This is a genomic window from Streptomyces sp. NPDC002787 (assembly GCF_053592095.1).
In genome coordinates, this window is the sequence record NZ_JBSFVC010000012.1 from 1 (window position 1) to 17,302 (window position 17,302).

At 70.8% G+C, this 17,302-nt stretch carries 15 protein-coding genes and 1 pseudogene; 7 read left to right on the forward strand and 9 right to left on the reverse strand.

Annotated features, from left to right (window positions below):
• Nucleotides 1–368 precede the first annotated feature (368 nt).
• Nucleotides 369–1,067 (reverse strand): metal-dependent transcriptional regulator, encoded by a 699-nt coding sequence (locus ACWD26_RS17765; protein WP_451271003.1) that lies wholly within the window; start codon nucleotides 1,065–1,067, stop codon nucleotides 369–371.
• Nucleotides 1,068–1,434: 367 nt separating this feature from the next.
• On the opposite strand from ACWD26_RS17765, the gene ACWD26_RS17770 reads away from it, so the two are divergent.
• From ACWD26_RS17770 to ACWD26_RS17785, 4 genes are all read left to right on the forward strand, one after another.
• Entirely contained in the window at nucleotides 1,435–2,196 is a 762-nt protein-coding gene (locus tag ACWD26_RS17770) for an SIS domain-containing protein (protein WP_451271005.1), read from the forward strand.
• Nucleotides 2,197–2,401: 205 nt separating this feature from the next.
• A complete protein-coding gene (locus ACWD26_RS17775; RefSeq protein WP_451271007.1) occupies nucleotides 2,402–3,901 on the forward strand; it encodes a PAS domain-containing protein in 1,500 nt (499 codons plus the stop codon).
• 366 nt (nucleotides 3,902–4,267) lie between these two features.
• Nucleotides 4,268–4,915 (forward strand): maltokinase N-terminal cap-like domain-containing protein, encoded by a 648-nt coding sequence (locus ACWD26_RS17780; protein ID WP_451271009.1) that lies wholly within the window; start codon nucleotides 4,268–4,270, stop codon nucleotides 4,913–4,915.
• Nucleotides 4,916–5,321: 406 nt separating this feature from the next.
• Nucleotides 5,322–5,855 (forward strand): RRXRR domain-containing protein, encoded by a 534-nt coding sequence (locus tag ACWD26_RS17785; protein WP_451271011.1) that lies wholly within the window; start codon nucleotides 5,322–5,324, stop codon nucleotides 5,853–5,855.
• Nucleotides 5,856–6,353: 498 nt separating this feature from the next.
• On the opposite strand, the gene ACWD26_RS17790 is transcribed toward ACWD26_RS17785, so the two are convergent.
• Nucleotides 6,354–6,761, reverse strand: a complete 408-nt coding sequence (locus tag ACWD26_RS17790; RefSeq protein ID WP_451271013.1) for a RidA family protein — start codon at nucleotides 6,759–6,761, stop codon at nucleotides 6,354–6,356.
• A 145-nt stretch (nucleotides 6,762–6,906) separates the two neighbouring features.
• On the opposite strand from ACWD26_RS17790, the gene ACWD26_RS17795 reads away from it, so the two are divergent.
• Both ACWD26_RS17795 and ACWD26_RS17800 read left to right on the forward strand, forming a co-directional pair.
• Nucleotides 6,907–7,284 (forward strand): winged helix-turn-helix transcriptional regulator, encoded by a 378-nt coding sequence (locus ACWD26_RS17795; RefSeq protein ID WP_037729042.1) that lies wholly within the window; start codon nucleotides 6,907–6,909, stop codon nucleotides 7,282–7,284.
• A 20-nt stretch (nucleotides 7,285–7,304) separates the two neighbouring features.
• A pseudogene (locus tag ACWD26_RS17800) lies at nucleotides 7,305–7,466 on the forward strand (IS481 family transposase); the annotation flags it as partial.
• A gap of 66 nt (nucleotides 7,467–7,532) precedes the next feature.
• On the opposite strand, the gene ACWD26_RS17805 reads toward ACWD26_RS17800, so the two are convergent.
• Nucleotides 7,533–8,633: a citrate synthase 2 gene (locus tag ACWD26_RS17805; protein WP_451271015.1), complete on the reverse strand. Its 1,101-nt coding sequence runs from the start codon at nucleotides 8,631–8,633 to the stop codon at nucleotides 7,533–7,535.
• A 216-nt stretch (nucleotides 8,634–8,849) separates the two neighbouring features.
• Between ACWD26_RS17805 and pdxH the strand changes: the two genes are divergently transcribed.
• Nucleotides 8,850–9,479, forward strand: coding sequence for a pyridoxamine 5'-phosphate oxidase (pdxH, locus tag ACWD26_RS17810; RefSeq protein WP_451271460.1), 630 nt, complete (start codon nucleotides 8,850–8,852; stop codon nucleotides 9,477–9,479).
• A 25-nt stretch (nucleotides 9,480–9,504) separates the two neighbouring features.
• On the opposite strand, the gene ACWD26_RS17815 is transcribed toward pdxH, so the two are convergent.
• The 6 genes from ACWD26_RS17815 to ACWD26_RS17840 all read right to left on the reverse strand — a co-directional run bounded on the left by ACWD26_RS17815 (nucleotide 9,505) and on the right by ACWD26_RS17840 (nucleotide 17,160).
• On the reverse strand, nucleotides 9,505–10,128 hold the full coding sequence (locus tag ACWD26_RS17815) for a TetR/AcrR family transcriptional regulator (protein ID WP_451271017.1): 624 nt from the start codon (nucleotides 10,126–10,128) through the stop codon (nucleotides 9,505–9,507).
• A complete protein-coding gene (locus tag ACWD26_RS17820) occupies nucleotides 10,116–10,862 on the reverse strand; it encodes an enoyl-CoA hydratase family protein (protein ID WP_451271019.1) in 747 nt (248 codons plus the stop codon). The genes ACWD26_RS17815 and ACWD26_RS17820 overlap by 13 nt, the downstream gene beginning before the upstream one ends.
• Complete coding sequence (locus ACWD26_RS17825) at nucleotides 10,859–12,427, reverse strand: 4-coumarate--CoA ligase family protein (protein WP_451271021.1); 1,569 nt, start codon at nucleotides 12,425–12,427, stop codon at nucleotides 10,859–10,861. The genes ACWD26_RS17820 and ACWD26_RS17825 overlap by 4 nt, the downstream gene beginning before the upstream one ends.
• A 28-nt stretch (nucleotides 12,428–12,455) precedes the next feature.
• Nucleotides 12,456–13,619 carry an acyl-CoA dehydrogenase family protein gene (locus tag ACWD26_RS17830; protein WP_451271023.1) on the reverse strand — a complete coding sequence of 388 codons (1,164 nt, stop codon included), beginning with the start codon at nucleotides 13,617–13,619 and terminating at the stop codon, nucleotides 12,456–12,458.
• Nucleotides 13,620–13,702: 83 nt separating this feature from the next.
• A complete protein-coding gene (locus ACWD26_RS17835) occupies nucleotides 13,703–15,553 on the reverse strand; it encodes an acetyl/propionyl/methylcrotonyl-CoA carboxylase subunit alpha (protein WP_451271025.1) in 1,851 nt (616 codons plus the stop codon).
• Nucleotides 15,554–15,561: 8 nt separating this feature from the next.
• On the reverse strand, nucleotides 15,562–17,160 hold the full coding sequence (locus tag ACWD26_RS17840) for an acyl-CoA carboxylase subunit beta (RefSeq protein ID WP_451271027.1): 1,599 nt from the start codon (nucleotides 17,158–17,160) through the stop codon (nucleotides 15,562–15,564).
• Nucleotides 17,161–17,302 lie beyond the last annotated feature (142 nt).

Genomic DNA, 17,302 nt, shown 5'->3' on the forward strand with positions numbered 1-17,302 from the left:
ACACGAGTGATACCGCGGCGCTCCGCGCCGCGAACACGAGGATGCGATTCCTCCCAGGGCTGAAGCCCTGGGGTTCCTCGCAAGATCAGGCTGAATCTTGGATTCGACGGGATCGCGGACATGGAGCCCAATGCGTCACAACTTCCCCTCCCGCATCGGGAGTTGGCGAACGATACGGACATCCGCCGACACGTGTCGGACAGTGAACGACAAAGGGTGGATCGGGGTGGTCGAGGTCGGTCGGCGCCTGCCCTTGGGGTCGACATGGATCAGTGCCGGGTGATCGGCCCGTGAATCAGTGCCGGGGGATCGACGCGCGAGTCAGCGCTTGACGATTGCGCGCCTCGTCAGCGCTTGACGGTCTCGCGTCAGCTCAGCTGCTTGGCGACGAACACGTGGGAGGCGACATCCGCCTCCAGCTCCGCCGCCTCGCCGCCGCTGCCCACGAGGACACCGCCGGCCGCCTCCGTCACGCTCACCACGGAACCGGGCTGCACACCCGCGCGACGCAGCGTGTACATCAGCTGCGCGTCCGTCTGGATGGGCTCGCCGATCCGGCGTACGACGACGGTCTTGCCCTCCGTGCCCGGGTCGAGATCCGCGAGCGACACCATGCCCTCGTCCAGGAACGGGTCCGCGCCGTCCTTCTCGCCCAGCTCCTCCAGACCCGGGATGGGGTTGCCGTACGGCGACTCGGTGGGGTGGCGCAGCAGCTCCAGGACGCGGCGCTCGACCGCCTCGCTCATCACGTGCTCCCAGCGACACGCCTCCGCGTGCACCTGCTCCCACTCCAGGCCGATCACGTCGACGAGCAGGCACTCCGCGAGGCGGTGCTTGCGCATCACGCGCGTCGCCAGCCGACGGCCCTCCTCGGTGAGCTCCAGGTGGCGGTCCGCGGCGACGGACACCAGGCCGTCGCGCTCCATGCGCGCGACCGTCTGGCTCACCGTGGGGCCGCTCTGGTCGAGCCGCTCGGCGATCCGGGCGCGCATGGGGACCACACCTTCCTCCTCCAGCTCGAGGATGGTGCGGAGATACATCTCCGTCGTGTCGATCAGTCCGGACATACGTGCCCCTCGATGAGATTCAGCCGGAGGCTTCGACGGCCACACCGGCTTGTTGCGGCTTGCTGCGCTGGCCCTGGACTCAATTCTTACGCATCCGACTGACAACCGGGCCGTGGCGGTGCAACCACGGCGGTATGACTGCTGTCGGGTGGCCAGTTTCTGACGTTCTGCCCCTTTCGGAGGGTGCGTGGGCGGGGTGCGTGGGCGGTGCGGGCGGGTCGTGTCCGGGCGCGCGGTTCCCCGCCCCTGAAAGCGTGGGGCGCCCTCGCGTCGCCGTATGACGCACCGTATTGACACCCCAGTGGTCCAGACCACTAACGTGATCCGCGACACTGCTGGGACTCGACGAGGGCGAAGGAGTCGGCGGATGGGGCAGCGCAGCGACACGGCGGGCGGGCGGTTTCTCGACGCGGCGATCGGGCTGCTGGAACGCGTGCGGGGCGAGGAGGGCGAGCGGATCGCCGCGGCCGGCGAACTGATCGCGGACACCGTCGCCGACGGCGGGCGGCTCTTCGCCTTCGGTGCCGGGCACTCGTCGCTCGCCGCGCAGGACCTCGTCTACCGGGCCGGCGGCCTCGCCCTGATGAATCTGCTGGCCGTGCCCGGCGCGGTGGGCGTCGACGTGATGCCCGCGACGCTCGGGTCCGCGCTGGAACGGGTCGACGGGCTGGCGACCGCCGTGCTCGACAGCAGTCCGCTGCGGGCCGGTGACCTGCTCGTGGTGATCTCGCTCTCCGGGCGCAACGCCCTGCCCGTCGAGATGGCCATGCACGCCCGCGAGCTGGGCGTGAAGGTCATCGGCGTCACCTCCGTCGCCTACGCCACGGAGACCGGCTCCCGCCACTCCTCCGGCACGTTCCTCAAGGACCACTGCGACCTCGTCCTCGACTCGAAGATCGCGGTCGGCGACGCGGAGCTCACCCTCGACACCATCCCCGCCCCCTTCGCGCCTGCTTCCACGGTCGTCACCTCCGCGATCCTGCAGTCGGTCATGGCCACCGCCGCCGCCTCCCTCGCGGACCGGGGCGTCGAGCCGCCGCTGCTCCGCTCCGGCAACGTCGACGGCGGGCTCGACTGGAACGACCGGGTGATGCGGGAGTACGGCGACAGGATCTTCTACCTGCGCTGACTTCCACCCGCGCTGACTGCGACCCCGGGTTCGTGGGAACGTTGAGAAGGGTGAGGAGGAAATCCCGCGTACAACGATTTCGTCCACATCTTGCGTGAAGCGGATGTGGGCTGGGTCACGTTCGAGTTGAATGATGACGAGTGAGCGAACCGACGCGCCGTACCAGCCGTACATGCGGACGCAACGCAGCCTGCAGGGGGTTCAGGTGAGTGCTTCCCGGCGTAGGGGGACCACCGACGAGCTCGGGCCCGACGAGCCCGAGCGGGACGGTCCGACGGACCAGGACACCGAAGAAATCGAAGACATCGAGGGCACGGTGAACACCGAGGACACCGAGGACGTCGAAGGCACCGAGGGCTCCATGGACTCCGCGGACTCCGGTGGCTCGGACCTGCTCGCCGCGCTGCTGGACGGGATGGACGCGGCCCTGTGCGCCTTCGACGCCGACGGCGTCGTCACCCACTGGAACCGCGAGGCCGAACGCATCCTGGGCTGGAGCGCGGAGGAAGCCGTCGGGCGCCGGGGATTCGCCGGATGGGCCGTACGCACCGCCGACGCCGAGGAGGTCGAGGGGCGGCTGATGGCAGCCATGCACGCGCCCGGCCGCCAGGTCCACGAGTTCGCCCTGGTCACCAAGGACGGCGGACGCGTCCTCGTGCGCACCCAGTCCGCCGCCGTACTCGGGCCCGACGGCAAGCCGGCCGGCCTGTACTGCGCCTTCAGCGAGGTCCACGCGCAGATCGACCTGGAGCGGTCCATCGCCCTCAGCGAGGCCCTCTTCGAGGACGCGTCCTGGGGCGTCGTCCTCGTCGACGCCGACCTGCGCCCCGCCGTCGTCAACGCGCACGCCGCCCGCGCCCTCGGCATCGGCCGCACGTCCGTCCTCGGGCGCCCCCTCGGCGAACTGCTCACGCAGGGCGTCGAGGAACTGGAGAGCGCGCTCACCCACGTCCTCGCGGAGGGCGCGCCGCCCGCGCCCGCCGAGATCTGGGTCGGCGTCCGCACGCCCGACGGCGAGACCCGCCGCTGCTGGCGCAGCGGCTTCCTCCGCCTCGCCTCCCCCCTCGCCGAGGAGCCGGTGCCCCTCGGCGTCGGCTGGCTCTTCCAGGACATCACCAAGTCCAAACAGAGCGAGCAGGAGGCCGCCCAGCTCCGCTTCCGCGTGAACCAGCTCCACCGGGCCGCGCGGGCCGCCGCCGAGTGCGAGGACCCCGGCGAGGCCGCCACCGTCCACCTCGACTTCGCGCTCGCCGGGTTCGCCGACCACGCCCTCATCGACCGGGTGGCAGGGGGTTCACTGGCCGACGGTGAAGGCCCCACCCGCCTCGTACGCGCCGCCGCCACCCCTTCCGGGCAGCCCGGGCCCAGCCATCTCTCCGGCCACGCCGGCATCCCCATCCGCTACGGCCACGGCCACCCCGCCCTGCAGTGCGTGGAGCGCGCCGGCTCGGTCCGCGCCAGCGCCGGTACGGCCACGCCGGAAGCGGCCCGCGACTGGGCCACCGGCCGGCAATGGCCCCCGGACGCCGTCCACGCCCTCTGCGCCGTCCTCCGCAGCCGCGGCCGCACCCTCGGCGTCGTCACCTTCCTCCGCGGAGCGGGACGCATCCCGTTCGAACGGACGGACGCGATCTACGCCGAGGACGTCGCCGTACACATCGCCTCCGCGCTGGACCTGGAGGCGCTGGAGAGGTCGGCGGAGTAGACACGGGCGAGGAACGACGGGCGCGGGTGCGGGCCAGGTGGCGAGGGCGAACGCGACGGCAGGACGCGGCTCCGGCGAGCAGGGGGCGGGTCCGGCAGTAGGAAGGTGCGGGCCGGCGGATCGGTGCAGCACCGGACCGGTACGGCGGCCGAGCGGCGGGGCGCAGGACGGCCGCGAGGGGTCGGCGGGGCGGCTGCGCGAGAACGCGACCGGGCGGCGAAGCACACGTCGGCCGAGACAGCGGGGCGGGAGCGCGGTTGCGGGGCGGACGGGTCCGTAGGCCCGGCGAGTGGCGACGGCAGGCGGTCGCGACGGCATGAACAAAGGGCTCGCGTCCGGTCGTCGGCCCGGCGCAGAATCCGCACCATGGCGATCATCCACAACACCACCGTCAAGCCCACCAAGCTCGAACTCCTGGCCTCCTGGCTCCCCACCCGCCCCTGGTACGCCGGCGACACCGCCGCACCCGAGCTGACCAAGGCCGGCGGCTTCCGGCTCGACGACCCGGAGGGCGAGGTCGGCATCGAGTTCATGGTCGTCACCGACACCTCCGGGCCCGCCCCGGTCCACTACCTGGCCCCCCTCACCTACCGGGGCGCGCCCCTCCCCGACGCCGAACACGCCCTCGTCGGCACGATGGAACACGGCGTCCTGGGCAAGCGCTGGGCCTACGACGGCCTCCAGGACCCCGTCCTCGTCACCCAGCTCCTGGCCCTCTTCGAAGGCAAGGCCGAACCCCAGGCCCAGAGCCTCACCGACACCCCCGACCACGAGATCACCCGGTCCTACGTGGGCGACGGCCCCCTGTCCGTGGCCACCCTCACCCCCACCGACACCCCCGAAGCCACCGAACTCCCTCTTCACCCCACCCCCACCGTCCTCCACCTGAACCGCACCCTCCAGCCGGGCCCCCTCGACCGCCCGGCCGACGCGCAGGGCCACGTCACAGGCCACTGGACCCTCCCGAACACCACCCGGGCCCACGCGGTCTTCGCCACATTGCGCAGGTCCTGATCTCCATGACTCCTCCTACAGCAGACACGGCTATCCGTTCGAAGAATCGGACCGATTCGCACGGATAAGTGCTTTGCGGGGAGGTCGGCGCTGTGTGGGCGCTTGATCGCTAATGTCTTGAGGCACACGAGACAGGAAGTCACTCGCTCCAGGCCTCGCACGGTCGTCGAGTGACCAGCCTCAGCCATCAGGATCTCAACGATCAGGGAGGTGCCCCGATGGCTACGTTCCCCGTAGGTGAGCAGACCCACCAGGCTGTGCTTCCTCAGCAGCCTGCTCTGGAATCCGTGCGAGCAGACAGCCCCGGGAGCAGGGACGAAACGGCTCACGGACATCCCGCCACAGCGCGGGGCGCCGACGGGAGACATGGGCGAGGGGAGACCGGCGGGCGCAGCACCAGGGCTCAGTGGAGGCGGCAGAGAACGGGGACGGTGACGTTCCCACACAAGGTCACGCGTACGCGGGTGGGATCGGTGCGGGCAGGGTCTACGTCCTCTCCAAGGGCGGCAAGCCGCTCATGCCGTGCCATCCCGCCCGCGCCCGCGAACTCCTCGAGAAGGGGCGAGCCGTGGTCGCCCAACAGGTTCCCTTCACCATCCGGCTCAAGGACCGCACACTCGCCGAGTCCGAGGTCGACGGCGTTCAGTTACGCACGGAGCAAGCAACACTTCGGGTACGTCACCGGGGACCTGGTACGGGCAACTGTGCCGTCCGGAAAGTGGGCGGGCACATGGACCGGGCGGATCTCTGTCCGAGCCCGGGGCCAGCACAGTCTGACCACACCACAAGGCCGGATCAACGTCAGCCACTGGAATCTGCGGCTGCTGCAGCGCGGCGACGGCTACAGCTACGCAACAACCCGGACGGTCATCACCGGGTAATTCTCTCGGAAAATCGCTTGAGCACGTCGAGACCGCTTCCTACAGTGGGGGCCACGTGAGAGAGGAGGTGGTCGGGTACATGTATGAATCCCGGACGCGCGAGGTGGCTGCGGGCTAGCGGCCTGCCACCACACGATGTGCGGTGCCGGACCAGCACGTGACCTTGAACGTGCAGCCGGCCTAATCCAACGCAGTCACCCGACCCGCAGGCTCGCCGGTACGTCCGGCCGGCTTCTTCGTCCCCTTGGGGCGGAGGGACCCAGAGCTTGCGGGTCGTCTGCGTTCGCTGGTCCGTGCAGGTGCTATGCGTCTTGTCGCTGGTGAGGCGGGCTGGGCCTCGACAAGCCCCGCATCCGTCCGTGGCCCCCAGCCCTGCCCGAAGTCCTCGCTCTCGTGAAGAGCTCCAAGGCTCTAGCCGCTTGGGAGTCTGGCACCTGCCGACCGACCCGACCGGCCAACCCACTTGCCCATGAGGCGTACTGGTCCCGCGCCAACCGCGCCTACCTCCCGCGCCTCGATGATCCCGCTTCGGTGCTCAAGGGGCAAAGGAATCGCGTTCAGCCCAGGATCGCGGTGGCTTCGATCTCTACGAGATGGTCGGGTATGTCCAATGCCGCAACGCCCAGCAGCGTGGCCGGCGGGACCGGGGTGACCCCCAGCTTCGCGGACGCCCGACGGATCCCCTCCATGAGCTGGGGCATTTTGTCAGGGGTCCAGTCGACGACGTAAACGGTCAGTCTCGCCACATCGTCGAAGGAGCCGCCGACCTCGGCCAAGGCGGTCGCGATGTTGAGGTAACACTGCTCGACCTGGGCTGCGAGGTCGCCTTCGCCGACCGTGACCCCCTCGGCATCCCAGGCGACCTGCCCGGCGATGAAGACGAGCTTCGTCCCCGTCCCGACCGACACCTGCCGATAGACATCGATCTTGGGCAACCCGCTGGGGTTCACCAGTGCGATGGCCATGCTGTCTGCCTCCTTGCCTCGGGAGCCCGTGGGCTCACCGCCACCGGACCAAGACGCCCTTGGTCTCTTGTGGTTACTCAGGAACCATAGGAGAGTGGCTGCTGGCGTGGAAGTACGCACTTTTCAGTGACTGGAGAACCTCACGGTGACCAAGCAGTTCACAGGCTCGCCCGACGAAGCGGACCTGAGGCGCGCGGATTCTCTGGCGCGGGAGATCTTTTCGGACGTTGCCAACAAATGGGCGCTCCTGATCATCGAGGCCCTGGGGGAGCACACCCTGCGCTTCGGCGAGCTGCGGAACGAAATCCAGGGCATCAGTCACAAGATGCTCACCCAGAACCTGCGCATGCTCGAGCGCAACGGCCTGGTCGAGCGGACCGTGCACCCCGTCGTGCCGCCGCGGGTCGAGTACACACTCACCGAGCCGGGCCAGGCCCTGCGGGTGACGATCGACGGACTGTGCGACTGGACCCACCGATACCTCGGCCACATCGAGACTTCCCGCCACCGCTTCGACGCCTGAAAGGGGCGGTTGAGCCCCGGCTGCGGCAGGACCGCAGCTGGGCCCGGCACGTATCGGACCGATCCTGGCCTGCCCGCCTCGACCGTGCACGCATCCTCACCCGGTACGGCCTGAACCGGCTGACGCACCTGAGCCGGCCCACCGGCCAGCCCGTCCGCCGCTACGAACGCAACCGGCCCGGCGGAGCAGAGTGGGCGTCGGCCACGTCCACTCCGCCATCGACGACCACACCCTGCGGCTCAACACACCTAGCGGGCGATGTCCCCGTACCCCTCGATCTCCTGCGGGCTGCGCGTGCCCGGGCCGACGTAGCGGGCGGACGGGCGGACGAGGCGGCCCGTGCGCTTCTGTTCCAGGATGTGGGCCGACCAGCCGGCCGTGCGGGCGCAGGTGAACATCGACGTGAACATGTGGGCCGGGACCTCGGCGAAGTCGAGGACGATCGCGGCCCAGAACTCGACGTTCGTCGCCAGGACCCGGTCGGGGCGGCGAGCGTGGAGTTCCGCGAGGGCGGCCTTCTCCAGGGCTTCGGCGACCTCGAAGCGGGGGGCGCCGAGGTCGCGGGCGGTGCGGCGCAGGACGCGGGCGCGGGGGTCCTCGGCGCGGTAGACGCGGTGGCCGAAGCCCATGAGGCGTTCGCCCTTGTCCAGGGCCTGCTTGACGTAGGCGTCGGCGTCGCCCGTGCGTTCGATCTCCTCGATCATGCCGAGGACTCGGGAGGGGGCGCCCCCGTGGAGGGGACCCGACATGGCTCCCACCGCGCCGGACAGCGCGGCGGCGACATCCGCGCCGGTCGACGCGATGACCCTCGCCGTGAACGTGGACGCGTTCATGCCGTGTTCGGCCGCGCTCGTCCAGTACGCGTCGACCGCCGCCACGTGCTTGGGGTCCGGCTCGCCGCGCCAGCGGATCATGAAGCGTTCGACGACGGACTGGGCCTTGTCGATCTCGCGCTGCGGGACCATGGGCAGGCCCTGGCCGCGCGCGGACTGGGCGACGTAGGAGAGGGCCATGACGGCGGCGCGGGCCAGGTCGGCTCGGGCCTGCTCCTCGTCGATGTCCAGGAGCGGTTTGAGGCCCCAGACCGGGGCCAGCATGGCCAGCGCGGACTGGACGTCCACGCGGATGTCACCGGAGTGGACGGGAATGGGGAACGGCTCGGCGGGCGGAAGGCCGGGGCGGAAGGCGCCGTCGACGAGGAGGCCCCAGACGTTGCCGAAGGAGACGTGGCCGACCAGGTCCTCGATGTCGACGCCCCGGTACCGGAGTGCGCCGCCCTCCTTGTCCGGTTCGGCGATCTCCGTCTCGAACGCGACGACTCCTTCGAGCCCGGGTACGAAGTCGGACATCAGGCGGCTCCTCGTGATGTGTGCGACAGGGGTGCGGTCGGCAGGGGGCGGCGGGCGCGTGGGCCCAGCCAGGCTGTTCCAGCACCATACGCCTGAGTGCCAGGTTTGGGGAGAGTGTGCGGCACTCAGTGCCACCAGCGTTCCGGTCGGCCGTCGGTACGGCAAGATGACCGCGTGAACGATCCCGGCCTGGAACCCGTGCCCGACCCCGCTCTCATGCGCAAGCAGTACCGCGCCGACGGGCTCGACGAGAGCGAGCTTGCCGGTGATCCGATGGAGCAGTTCTCGCGGTGGTTCTGGCAGGCCTCGCAGGAGGGCGCCGTCTTCGAGCCGAACGCCATGGTCGTGTCGACGGCGGACGCCGAGGGACGCCCCAGTTCTCGTACGGTGCTGATGAAGGCGTACGACGCCCAGGGCTTCGTCTTCTTCACGAACTACGGCTCCCGCAAGGCCCGTGACCTGGCGGAGAACCCGTACGTCTCGCTGCTCTTCCCGTGGCACGCGGTCGCCCGGCAGGTGATCGTGACGGGTACGGCGCGGCGGACCGGGCGGGACGAGACGGCGGCGTACTTCCGGACGCGGCCGCACGGTTCGCAGCTGGGGGCGTGGGCCAGCGCGCAGTCCTCGGTGATCTCCTCGAGGGCCGAACTGGACGCCGCCTACGCGGAGTTGCACGCCCGCTATCCGGAGGGCGAGCAGGTGCCCGTGCCGCCGAACTGGGGTGGTTTCCGGGTGGCGCCGCGGAGTGTGGAGTTCTGGCAGGGGCGCTGGAACCGGCTGCACGACCGGCTGCGCTACGAGGCGGAGGCGGACGGGTCGTGGCGGGTGGAGCGGCTGAGCCCCTGAGTTTCCCTGGCCCGTCGACAGGGTCCTAGGGGCGGTCCAGTGCCTCGTCCAGCAGCGTCGCCCACTGGGCCACCACCTTGTCGCGGCGGCCCGTGTCGTCGGTGAGGAGGTTGGCGAGGCCGAGGCCCCGGGCCATGTCGAGGAGGCCCTGGACGGTTTCGCGGACGCCGGGGACGGACTCGTCGGCGTGCAGGAGGTCGACGGCGATGCGGTGGGTCTCGCGGCCGACGCGGGCCTCGAGTTCGGTGACGCGGGGGCGGAGCTGGTCCTCGTTGGAGGCGGCGACCCAGAGGTGGAGGGCGGCGCGGAAGAGGGGGCCGGTGTAGAGGTCGACGACGGCGGCGACGACGGCGCGGCGGTCGGCGGGGCCCTCGGGGAAGAGGGCGCGCAGGGCGAGGGAGCGCTCTTCGGCGACGTACTCGACGGCGGCGGTGAACAGGTCCTCGCGGGTGCGGAAGTGGTGCTGGGCGGCGCCTCGGGAGACGCCGGCGCGTTCGGCGACGACGGAGACCGTGGAGCCGGCCCAGCCGTGTTCGGCGAGGCAGGCCACGGCGGCCTCCAGCAGGCGTTTGCGGGTGGCCCGGCTGCGGTCCTGCTTGGGGCCGCGATCCACTACCGTGGCGGCTTCCGTCATGCTCACAACACCCATCCCGGATCCCGTCTTTCGAGGAAGGCGGTCATGCCCTCGCGGGCTTCGGCGGAGGCGAACAGCCGGGACGAGAGGCGGGTCAGTTCGCCCGCGTCCAGGTCGAAGTTCTCCAGCACCTTAGCCGTGAGCAGGTGTTTCGTCTCCGCCAGGGCCCTCGGGGAGGCTCGGCGCAGTCCGTCGAGGACGGGTGCGAGGACGTCGTCGACGTCGGCGCCGGCCTCGGTGAGCAGGCCGATGCGGGCGGCCTCGGCGGAGCCGAAGGTCTCGCCGGTGAGGTAGTAGCGGGCGAGGGCGCGGGGGTCGGTGCGGGGGCGGAGGGTGAGGGAGATGACGGCGGGGGCGACGCCGATGCGGACCTCGGTGAAGGCGAAGGTGGCCTCGGCTCCGGCGGCGGCGATGTCGCAGGCGCCGAGCAGGCCGAGGCCGCCCGCGCGGACGTGGCCGGTGACGCGGGCGACGACGGGTTGGGGCAGTTTGAGGAGCTGACGGAACAGCCTGACCAGCGCTTTGGGGTCGGGCGGGTCGCGCAGGTCGGCGCCGGCGCAGAAGGTGGTGCCGGTGTGGGTGAGGACGACGGCTCGTACGGTGTCGTTCTTGCCGCACCGCTTGAGGGCGTCGCGGAGTTCGGTGACGAGGCCGGCGGAGAGCGCGTTGCGGTTGGCCGGGGAGTCGAGGGTGAGCGTGGTGACGCCCCGGTGGTGTGCGGTTCGTACGAGGGGTTCGGTGTCCGTCATGGGCGTTCCCTGAGTTCGCGGCGGAGGATCTTCCCGGAGGCCGCGCGGGGGACGCCGGCGATGAAGGTGACGCGGCGGACGCGTTTGTAGGGGGCGACGCGTTCGGCGACGTACATCATCACCTCGCCCTCGGAGAGTGCGTGCGCGGTGGGGTGGCGGACGACGAAGGCGTGCGGGACCTCGTTGCCGTCGTCGTCGTAGTGGCCGATGACGGCGGCGTCGGCGATGCCGGGGTGGGTGACGAGGAGGGCCTCGAGTTCGGCGGGGGCGACCTGGAAGCCCTTGTACTTGATGAGTTCCTTGACGCGGTCGACGACGTACAGCCAACCGTCGGCGTCGGTGTGACCGATGTCGCCGGTGGAGAGCCAGCCGTCGGCGTCGATCATGTCGGCGGTGGCCTGCGGGCGGCCCAGGTAGCCCTTCATGACCTGGGGGCCCCGGATGACGATCTCGCCCTGTTCGCCGACGCCGACCTCCTTGCCGGGGTCGTCGAGGGAGACGATCCGCATCTCGGTGCCGGCGATGAGCTTGCCGACGGTGCCGGGGGGCGCGGCGGACGCCTGGGTGAGGGGGACCAGGTGGGAGCAGGGGGAGAGTTCGGTCATGCCGTAGCCCTGGACGACGGGTGGCAGGCCGAGGCGGGTGGAGCAGGCGGTGGCGAGCTGCGCGTCGAGGGGTGCGGCGGCGGAGAGGATGTGGCGGACCGAGGAGAGGTCGTAGCGCTCGGCGGCCGGGTGTTTGGCCAGGGCGAGGACGATCGGCGGGGCCACGTAGAGGTGGGTAATGCGGTACTTGGCGACGGCCGCGAGATAGACCTCGAAGTCGAAGCGGGGCAGCACGACGACCGTGGCGCCGAGCCGCAGCGGGACGTTCATCAGGGCGGTGAGGCCGTAGATGTGGAAGAACGGCAGGACGGCCAGGATGCGGTCGCCGGGCCCGGCCGGCATCACCGGTTCGAGCTGGGCGAGGTTGGTGGCGACGGACCGGTGGGTGAGCATGACGCCTTTGGGGAGCCCGGTCGTGCCGGAGGAGTACGGGAGGGCCGCGAGGTCCGTCACCGGGTCGATGTCGACGGCCGGTTCGGGGGCGGCGGAGGCCAGCATGTCGATGAGCGAACGGTGTCCGGGGGCGCTGTCGCAGACGAAGATCTCCCGTACGCCGCCGACGCGTTCGGCGGCCGTGCGGGCGGTTTCGAGGAGGGGTGAGACCGTGACGATCCAGCTCGCCCTGGAGTCCTGGAGCTGTTTGGCCAGTTCGTCCGGGGTGGCCAGCGGGTGCACGGTGGTGACCGTGGCGCCGGCGCGGGTGGCCGCGTAGAACGCCGTCGGGTAGGCGATCGTGTTGGGGCTGTGCAGGGCGAGGACGTCGCCCTTGCGGACGCCGGCCTCGGCGAACGCGGCGGCGAGGCGGCGGTGGAAGCGGTCGACCTGTTCGTACGTGAGGGTCGTGCCGTCGACGCCGTCGATCAGCGCGGGCAGGTCGCCGAACTCGGCGGCGTGGCCCAACACGGCGTCGTGTATGGGGAGTTCGACGGGCGGGACGTCTGCGTACTCGCTGCGGAACATGGTTCCTCCTCGCGCCACACGGTGCCGGTCAGTACGACTTGGGCAGGCCCAGGGTCTGGTGGGAGACGTAGTTGAGAATCATCTCCCGGCTCACCGGTGCGATACGAGACACGCGCGCGGCCGTTATCAGCGCGGCGAGGCCGAACTCGTGGGTGAGGCCGTTGCCGCCGAGGGTGTGCACGGCCTGGTCGACGGCCTTCACACAGGCCTCCCCCGCCGCGTACTTGGCCATGTTGGCGGCCTCGCCCGCCGCCGCGTCGTCACCCAAGTCGTAGAGGTGGGCCGCCTTCTGCATCATCAGACGGGCCAGTTCGAGTTCGATGTGGGACTGGGCGAGGGGGTGGGCGATCGCCTGGTGGGCGCCGATGGGGCGGCTCCATACGGTGCGGTCGCGGGCGTACTCGACGGCCTTGGCGAGGGCGTACCTGGCCATGCCGATGGCGAAGGCGGCCGTCATGATCCGCTCGGGGTTGAGGCCGGCGAAGAGCTGGAGGAGGCCGGCGTTCTCGTCGCCGACGAGCGCGTCGGCGGGGAGGCGGATGTCGTCGAAGGTCAGCTCGAACTGCTTCTCGGCGGCGCGGAGTTCCATGTCGATCCGGCGGTACTCGAAGCCGGGGGTGTCCGTGGGGACGATGAAGAGGCAGGGCCTGAGAGTGCCGGTGCGGGCGTCCGCGGTGCGGCCGACCACGAGGACGGCGTCCGCCCTGTCCACGCCGGAGATGAAGACCTTGCGGCCGGTGAGGAGCCAGTCTCCGGTCTCGTCCCTGCGGGCCGTGGTGGTGATGCGGTGGCTGTTGGAGCCGGCGTCGGGTTCGGTGATGCCGAAGGCCATGAGGCGCGAGCCGTCGGCGAGTCCGGGGAGCCAGGTCTGTTTCTGTGTTTCCGTGCCGAAGCGGGCGATGACGGTGCCGCAGATCGCCGGGGAGACGATCAGCATGAGGAGGGGGCAGCCTGCGGTGCCGAGTTCTTCCAGAACTATGGAGAGTTCGGCTATGCCGCCGCCTCCACCGCCGTAAGCCTCCGGCAGGTTGACGCCCAGGTAGCCGAGTTCGGCTGCCTCGGACCAGAGTTCGTCGGGGTGGCGGTTCTCTTTGTTGATCGTGGCTATGTAGTCGCGGCCGTAACGTTTCCCGAGGGCGGAGACGGCGGATCGTAGGGCTTTGTGTTCCTCGGATTCCAGGATCGGGGACATTGGGGGCTCCTAAGGGGGAGGGTCCGGTCGTTGTTCGGAGGGTGCGGGCTTGTGGGGGCTTGTCGCGCAGTTCCCCGCGCCCCTTAGGTGGGCTGCTCCTCGACCATGGCCAGGAGGGCGCCCATCTCGACCTGCTGGCCGGCAGTCGCGTGCAGGGCTGTCAGCGTTCCTGTTGTGGGGGCTGTGATCCTGTGCTCCATCTTCATCGCCTCCAGCCACAGGAGGGGGGTTCCGGCCTCCACGTGCGACCCCGGCTTCAGGCCTTCCGCCAGGCGTACGACCGTGCCCGGCATGGGGGCCAGGAGGGAGCCGGTGGCCTGTTGGGTGGTGGGGTCGGGGAAGCGGGGGAGGGCGGTGAGGGGCGTGGTGTTGACGTACACCTGGTCGCCGTACCGCGTCACCTCGAACTTCCGCTGCACGCCGTCCACTTCGAGGACGACGCGACGGGCGTCGGCGTGGACGACACGGACCCCGTCCACCTCAAGGCCGGTCCTGGTGTGCCGGTAGTGGACCTCGTGCTCCTCCCCCGCCGTCGCGTACCGCCTGATCTGTGGCTGGGAGGGCATGTTGCGCCAGCCGCCGAAGCGGGGGTGGCCCTCGGTGGCGGCGTCGGCCAGAGCGGCGGCCAGCGGGGCGTGCGGATCGGGGGCGGGGGCGGTGAGGGCGGTGAGATGGCGGTCGTAGAAGCCGGTGTCCATGCGGGCCGACGTGAACTCCGGGTGGCGCAGGGAGTTCACCAGCAGGGCCCTGTTCGTGGCCGGGCCGTGGACGGCCGCCTGCTCCAGGGCACCCGCCAGGGTGCGGATCGCCTCCGCGCGGGTGGGTGCGTGGGCGACGGCCTTGGCGAGCATGGGGTCGTAGTGGACGCCGATCGCGTCGCCGTCCTCGTAGCCGGTGTCCAGGCGGATACCGGGCACGGACAGGCGGTGGACCGTGCCCGTCTGCGGGGTCCAGTCGCGGGACGGGTCCTCGGCGTACAGGCGGGCCTCGACCGCGTGGCCACGCGCGCGTGGGGGTTCGGCGGGCAGGGCGTGGCCCTCGGCGACGCGGATCTGTTCGGCGACCAGGTCGAGGCCGAAGACGGCTTCCGTCACCGGGTGTTCGACCTGGAGGCGGGTGTTCATCTCCAGGAAGTGCGCCTTGCCGTCGGCGACCAGGAACTCGACCGTGCCCGCGCCGGCGTAGTCGACGGCCCGGGCGGCGCGTACGGCCATCGTGTGCAGGGAGTCGGTCAGTTCGGGTGCCAGGCCCGGGGCGGGGGCCTCCTCGACGACCTTCTGGTGGCGGCGCTGGAGGGAGCAGTCGCGGGTGCCGAGGGGCCAGATGGTGCCGTGGGTGTCGGCGAGGATCTGGACCTCGACGTGGCGGCCGTTCTCGACGTACGGCTCGACGAACACCTCGCCGTCGCCGAAGGCGCTCGCGGCCTCGGCGCGGGCGCTCTCCAGGGCGGTGTCCAGGTCGTCCAGGCGGCGTACGACGCGCATGCCGCGTCCGCCGCCGCCCGCGGCGGCCTTCACGAGGACCGGCAGGTCGTCCTCGGTGACCTCGGTGAGGGGTTCGAGGCCCATCAGTTCCTTGGCGCGCGTCTTGGACGCCATGGCCTCGATGGCCTCGGGGGGCGGGCCGATCCAGACCAGGCCCGCGTCGAGGACCTGGCGGGCGAAGTCGGCGTTCTCGGAGAGGAAGCCGTAGCCGGGGTGGACGGCGTCGGCGCCGGCGGCGAGGGCGGCCTTCACGATCAGGTCGCCACGCAGGTAGGTGTCGGCGGGGGTCGCGCCCGGCAGTCGTACGGTCGTGTCGGCCACGCGCGCGTGGAGGGCGTTCTCGTCGGCGTCGGAGTGCACGGCGACGGTGCGGATGCCCAGTTCGGCGCAGGTGCGGAAGATCCGGCAGGCTATTTCCCCCCGGTTGGCCACGAGCACAGCAGTGATCACTGGTTCCCTCACATCCGGAAGACGCCGAAGCCACCGCGTGCGCCCTCGTAGGGCGCCGTGTGGATCGCGGACAGGCACAGGCCGAGGACGGTGCGGGTGTCGCGGGGGTCGATGACCCCGTCGTCGTAGAGCCGCCCGGACAGGAACATGGGGAGCGACTCCGACTCGATCTGCTGCTCGACCATGGCGCGCAGTGCGGCGTCCGCGTCCTCGTCGTACGGCTGTCCCTTCGCCGTCGCCGACTGCCGGGCCACGATCGAGAGCACGCCCGCCAGCTGGTGCGGGCCCATCACCGCCGACTTGGCGCCGGGCCAGGCGAAGAGGAAGCGGGGGTCGTAGGCGCGGCCGCACATGCCGTAGTGGCCGGCGCCGTAGGAGGCGCCCATGAGGACGGAGAGATGGGGGACCTTCGAATTGCTGACCGCGTTGATCATCATCGCGCCGTGCTTGATGATGCCGCCCTGCTCGTACTCCCTGCCGACCATGTAGCCGGTGGTGTTGTGGAGGAAGAGGAGCGGGATGTCGCGCTGGTTGGCGAGCTGGATGAACTGGGCGGCCTTCTGGGACTCCTCGCTGAAGAGGACCCCTCGGGCGTTGGCGAGGATGCCGACCGGGTAGCCGTGGAGGTCGGCCCAGCCGGTGGCGAGGCTGGTGCCGTAGAGGGGCTTGAACTCGTCGAAGTCGGAGGCGTCGACGATCCGGGCGATCACCTCGCGGGGGTCGAAGGGTGTGCGGAGGTCTCCGGGGACGATGCCGAGGAGTTCCTCCGGGTCGTACTTGGGGGGTTCGGCCGGGGCGGGATCGGCGTAGGCCTTGCGGTGGTTGAGGCGGGCGACGACGCGGCGGGCCTGGCGGAGGGCGTCGGGCTCGTCGACGGCGAAGTGGTCGGCGAGGCCCGACACACGCGCGTGCATCTCCGCGCCGCCCAGCGACTCGTCGTCGCTCTCCTCGCCGGTGGCCATCTTCACGAGGGGCGGTCCGCCGAGGAACACCTTCGCCCGTTCCTTGACCATGATCACGTGGTCGGACATCCCGGGGATGTAGGCCCCGCCGGCGGTGGAGTTGCCGAAGACGACGGCGATGGTGGGGATACCGGCGGCGGAGAGCCGGGTGAGGTCGCGGAAGATCGCGCCGCCCGGGATGAAGATCTCCTTCTGGGACGGCAGATCGGCGCCGCCCGACTCGACGAGGCTGATGCAGGGCAGCCGGTTGGCGAGCGCGATGTCGTTCGCCCGCAGCGCCTTCTTCAGGCTCCACGGGTTGCTGGCGCCGCCGCGTACGGTCGGGTCGTTGGCGGTGATCAGGCACTCGACGCCCTCGACGATCCCGATGCCGGTGACGAGGGAGGCGCCGACCGTGTACTCGCTGCCCCAGGCGGCGAGCGGGGACAGCTCCAGGAAGGGCGTGTCCGGGTCGAGGAGCAGTTCGATGCGCTCGCGGGCGAGCAGCTTGCCGCGTTTGCGGTGTCGGGCGATGTACTTCTCGCCGCCTCCCGCGAGGGCCTTCGCGTGCTCGGCGTCGAGTTCGGCGAGCTTGGCCAGCATGGCTTCGCGGTTGGCGGTGTGGTCGGGGGCGCGCGGGTCGAGGGCGGAGGCGAGGACGGTCACAGGAGCACCTCCGGGGCGTCCGGACGGCGGGCTGTCACAGGAGCACCTTCAGGGCGGCGCGGACCGCGGGCTGCCACAGCAGAACCTTCAGGGCGGCGCGGACCGCGGGCTGCCACAGCAGAACCTTCAGGGCGGCGCGGAC

What these genes read in the sequence shown, in the direction of transcription:
- ACWD26_RS17765 (WP_451271003.1), bottom strand. Translation starts at nt 1,067, where the DNA reads ATGTCCGGACTGATCGACACGACGGAGATGTATCTCCGCACCATCCTC.
- ACWD26_RS17770 (WP_451271005.1), top strand. Translation starts at nt 1,435, where the DNA reads ATGGGGCAGCGCAGCGACACGGCGGGCGGGCGGTTTCTCGACGCGGCG.
- ACWD26_RS17780 (WP_451271009.1), top strand. Translation starts at nt 4,268, where the DNA reads ATGGCGATCATCCACAACACCACCGTCAAGCCCACCAAGCTCGAACTC.
- ACWD26_RS17790 (WP_451271013.1), bottom strand. Translation starts at nt 6,761, where the DNA reads ATGGCCATCGCACTGGTGAACCCCAGCGGGTTGCCCAAGATCGATGTC.
- ACWD26_RS17805 (WP_451271015.1), bottom strand. Translation starts at nt 8,633, where the DNA reads ATGTCCGACTTCGTACCCGGGCTCGAAGGAGTCGTCGCGTTCGAGACG.
- pdxH (WP_451271460.1), top strand. Translation starts at nt 8,850, where the DNA reads ATGCGCAAGCAGTACCGCGCCGACGGGCTCGACGAGAGCGAGCTTGCC.
- ACWD26_RS17815 (WP_451271017.1), bottom strand. Translation starts at nt 10,128, where the DNA reads ATGGGTGTTGTGAGCATGACGGAAGCCGCCACGGTAGTGGATCGCGGC.
- ACWD26_RS17820 (WP_451271019.1), bottom strand. Translation starts at nt 10,862, where the DNA reads ATGACGGACACCGAACCCCTCGTACGAACCGCACACCACCGGGGCGTC.
- ACWD26_RS17825 (WP_451271021.1), bottom strand. Translation starts at nt 12,427, where the DNA reads ATGTTCCGCAGCGAGTACGCAGACGTCCCGCCCGTCGAACTCCCCATA.
- ACWD26_RS17830 (WP_451271023.1), bottom strand. Translation starts at nt 13,619, where the DNA reads ATGTCCCCGATCCTGGAATCCGAGGAACACAAAGCCCTACGATCCGCC.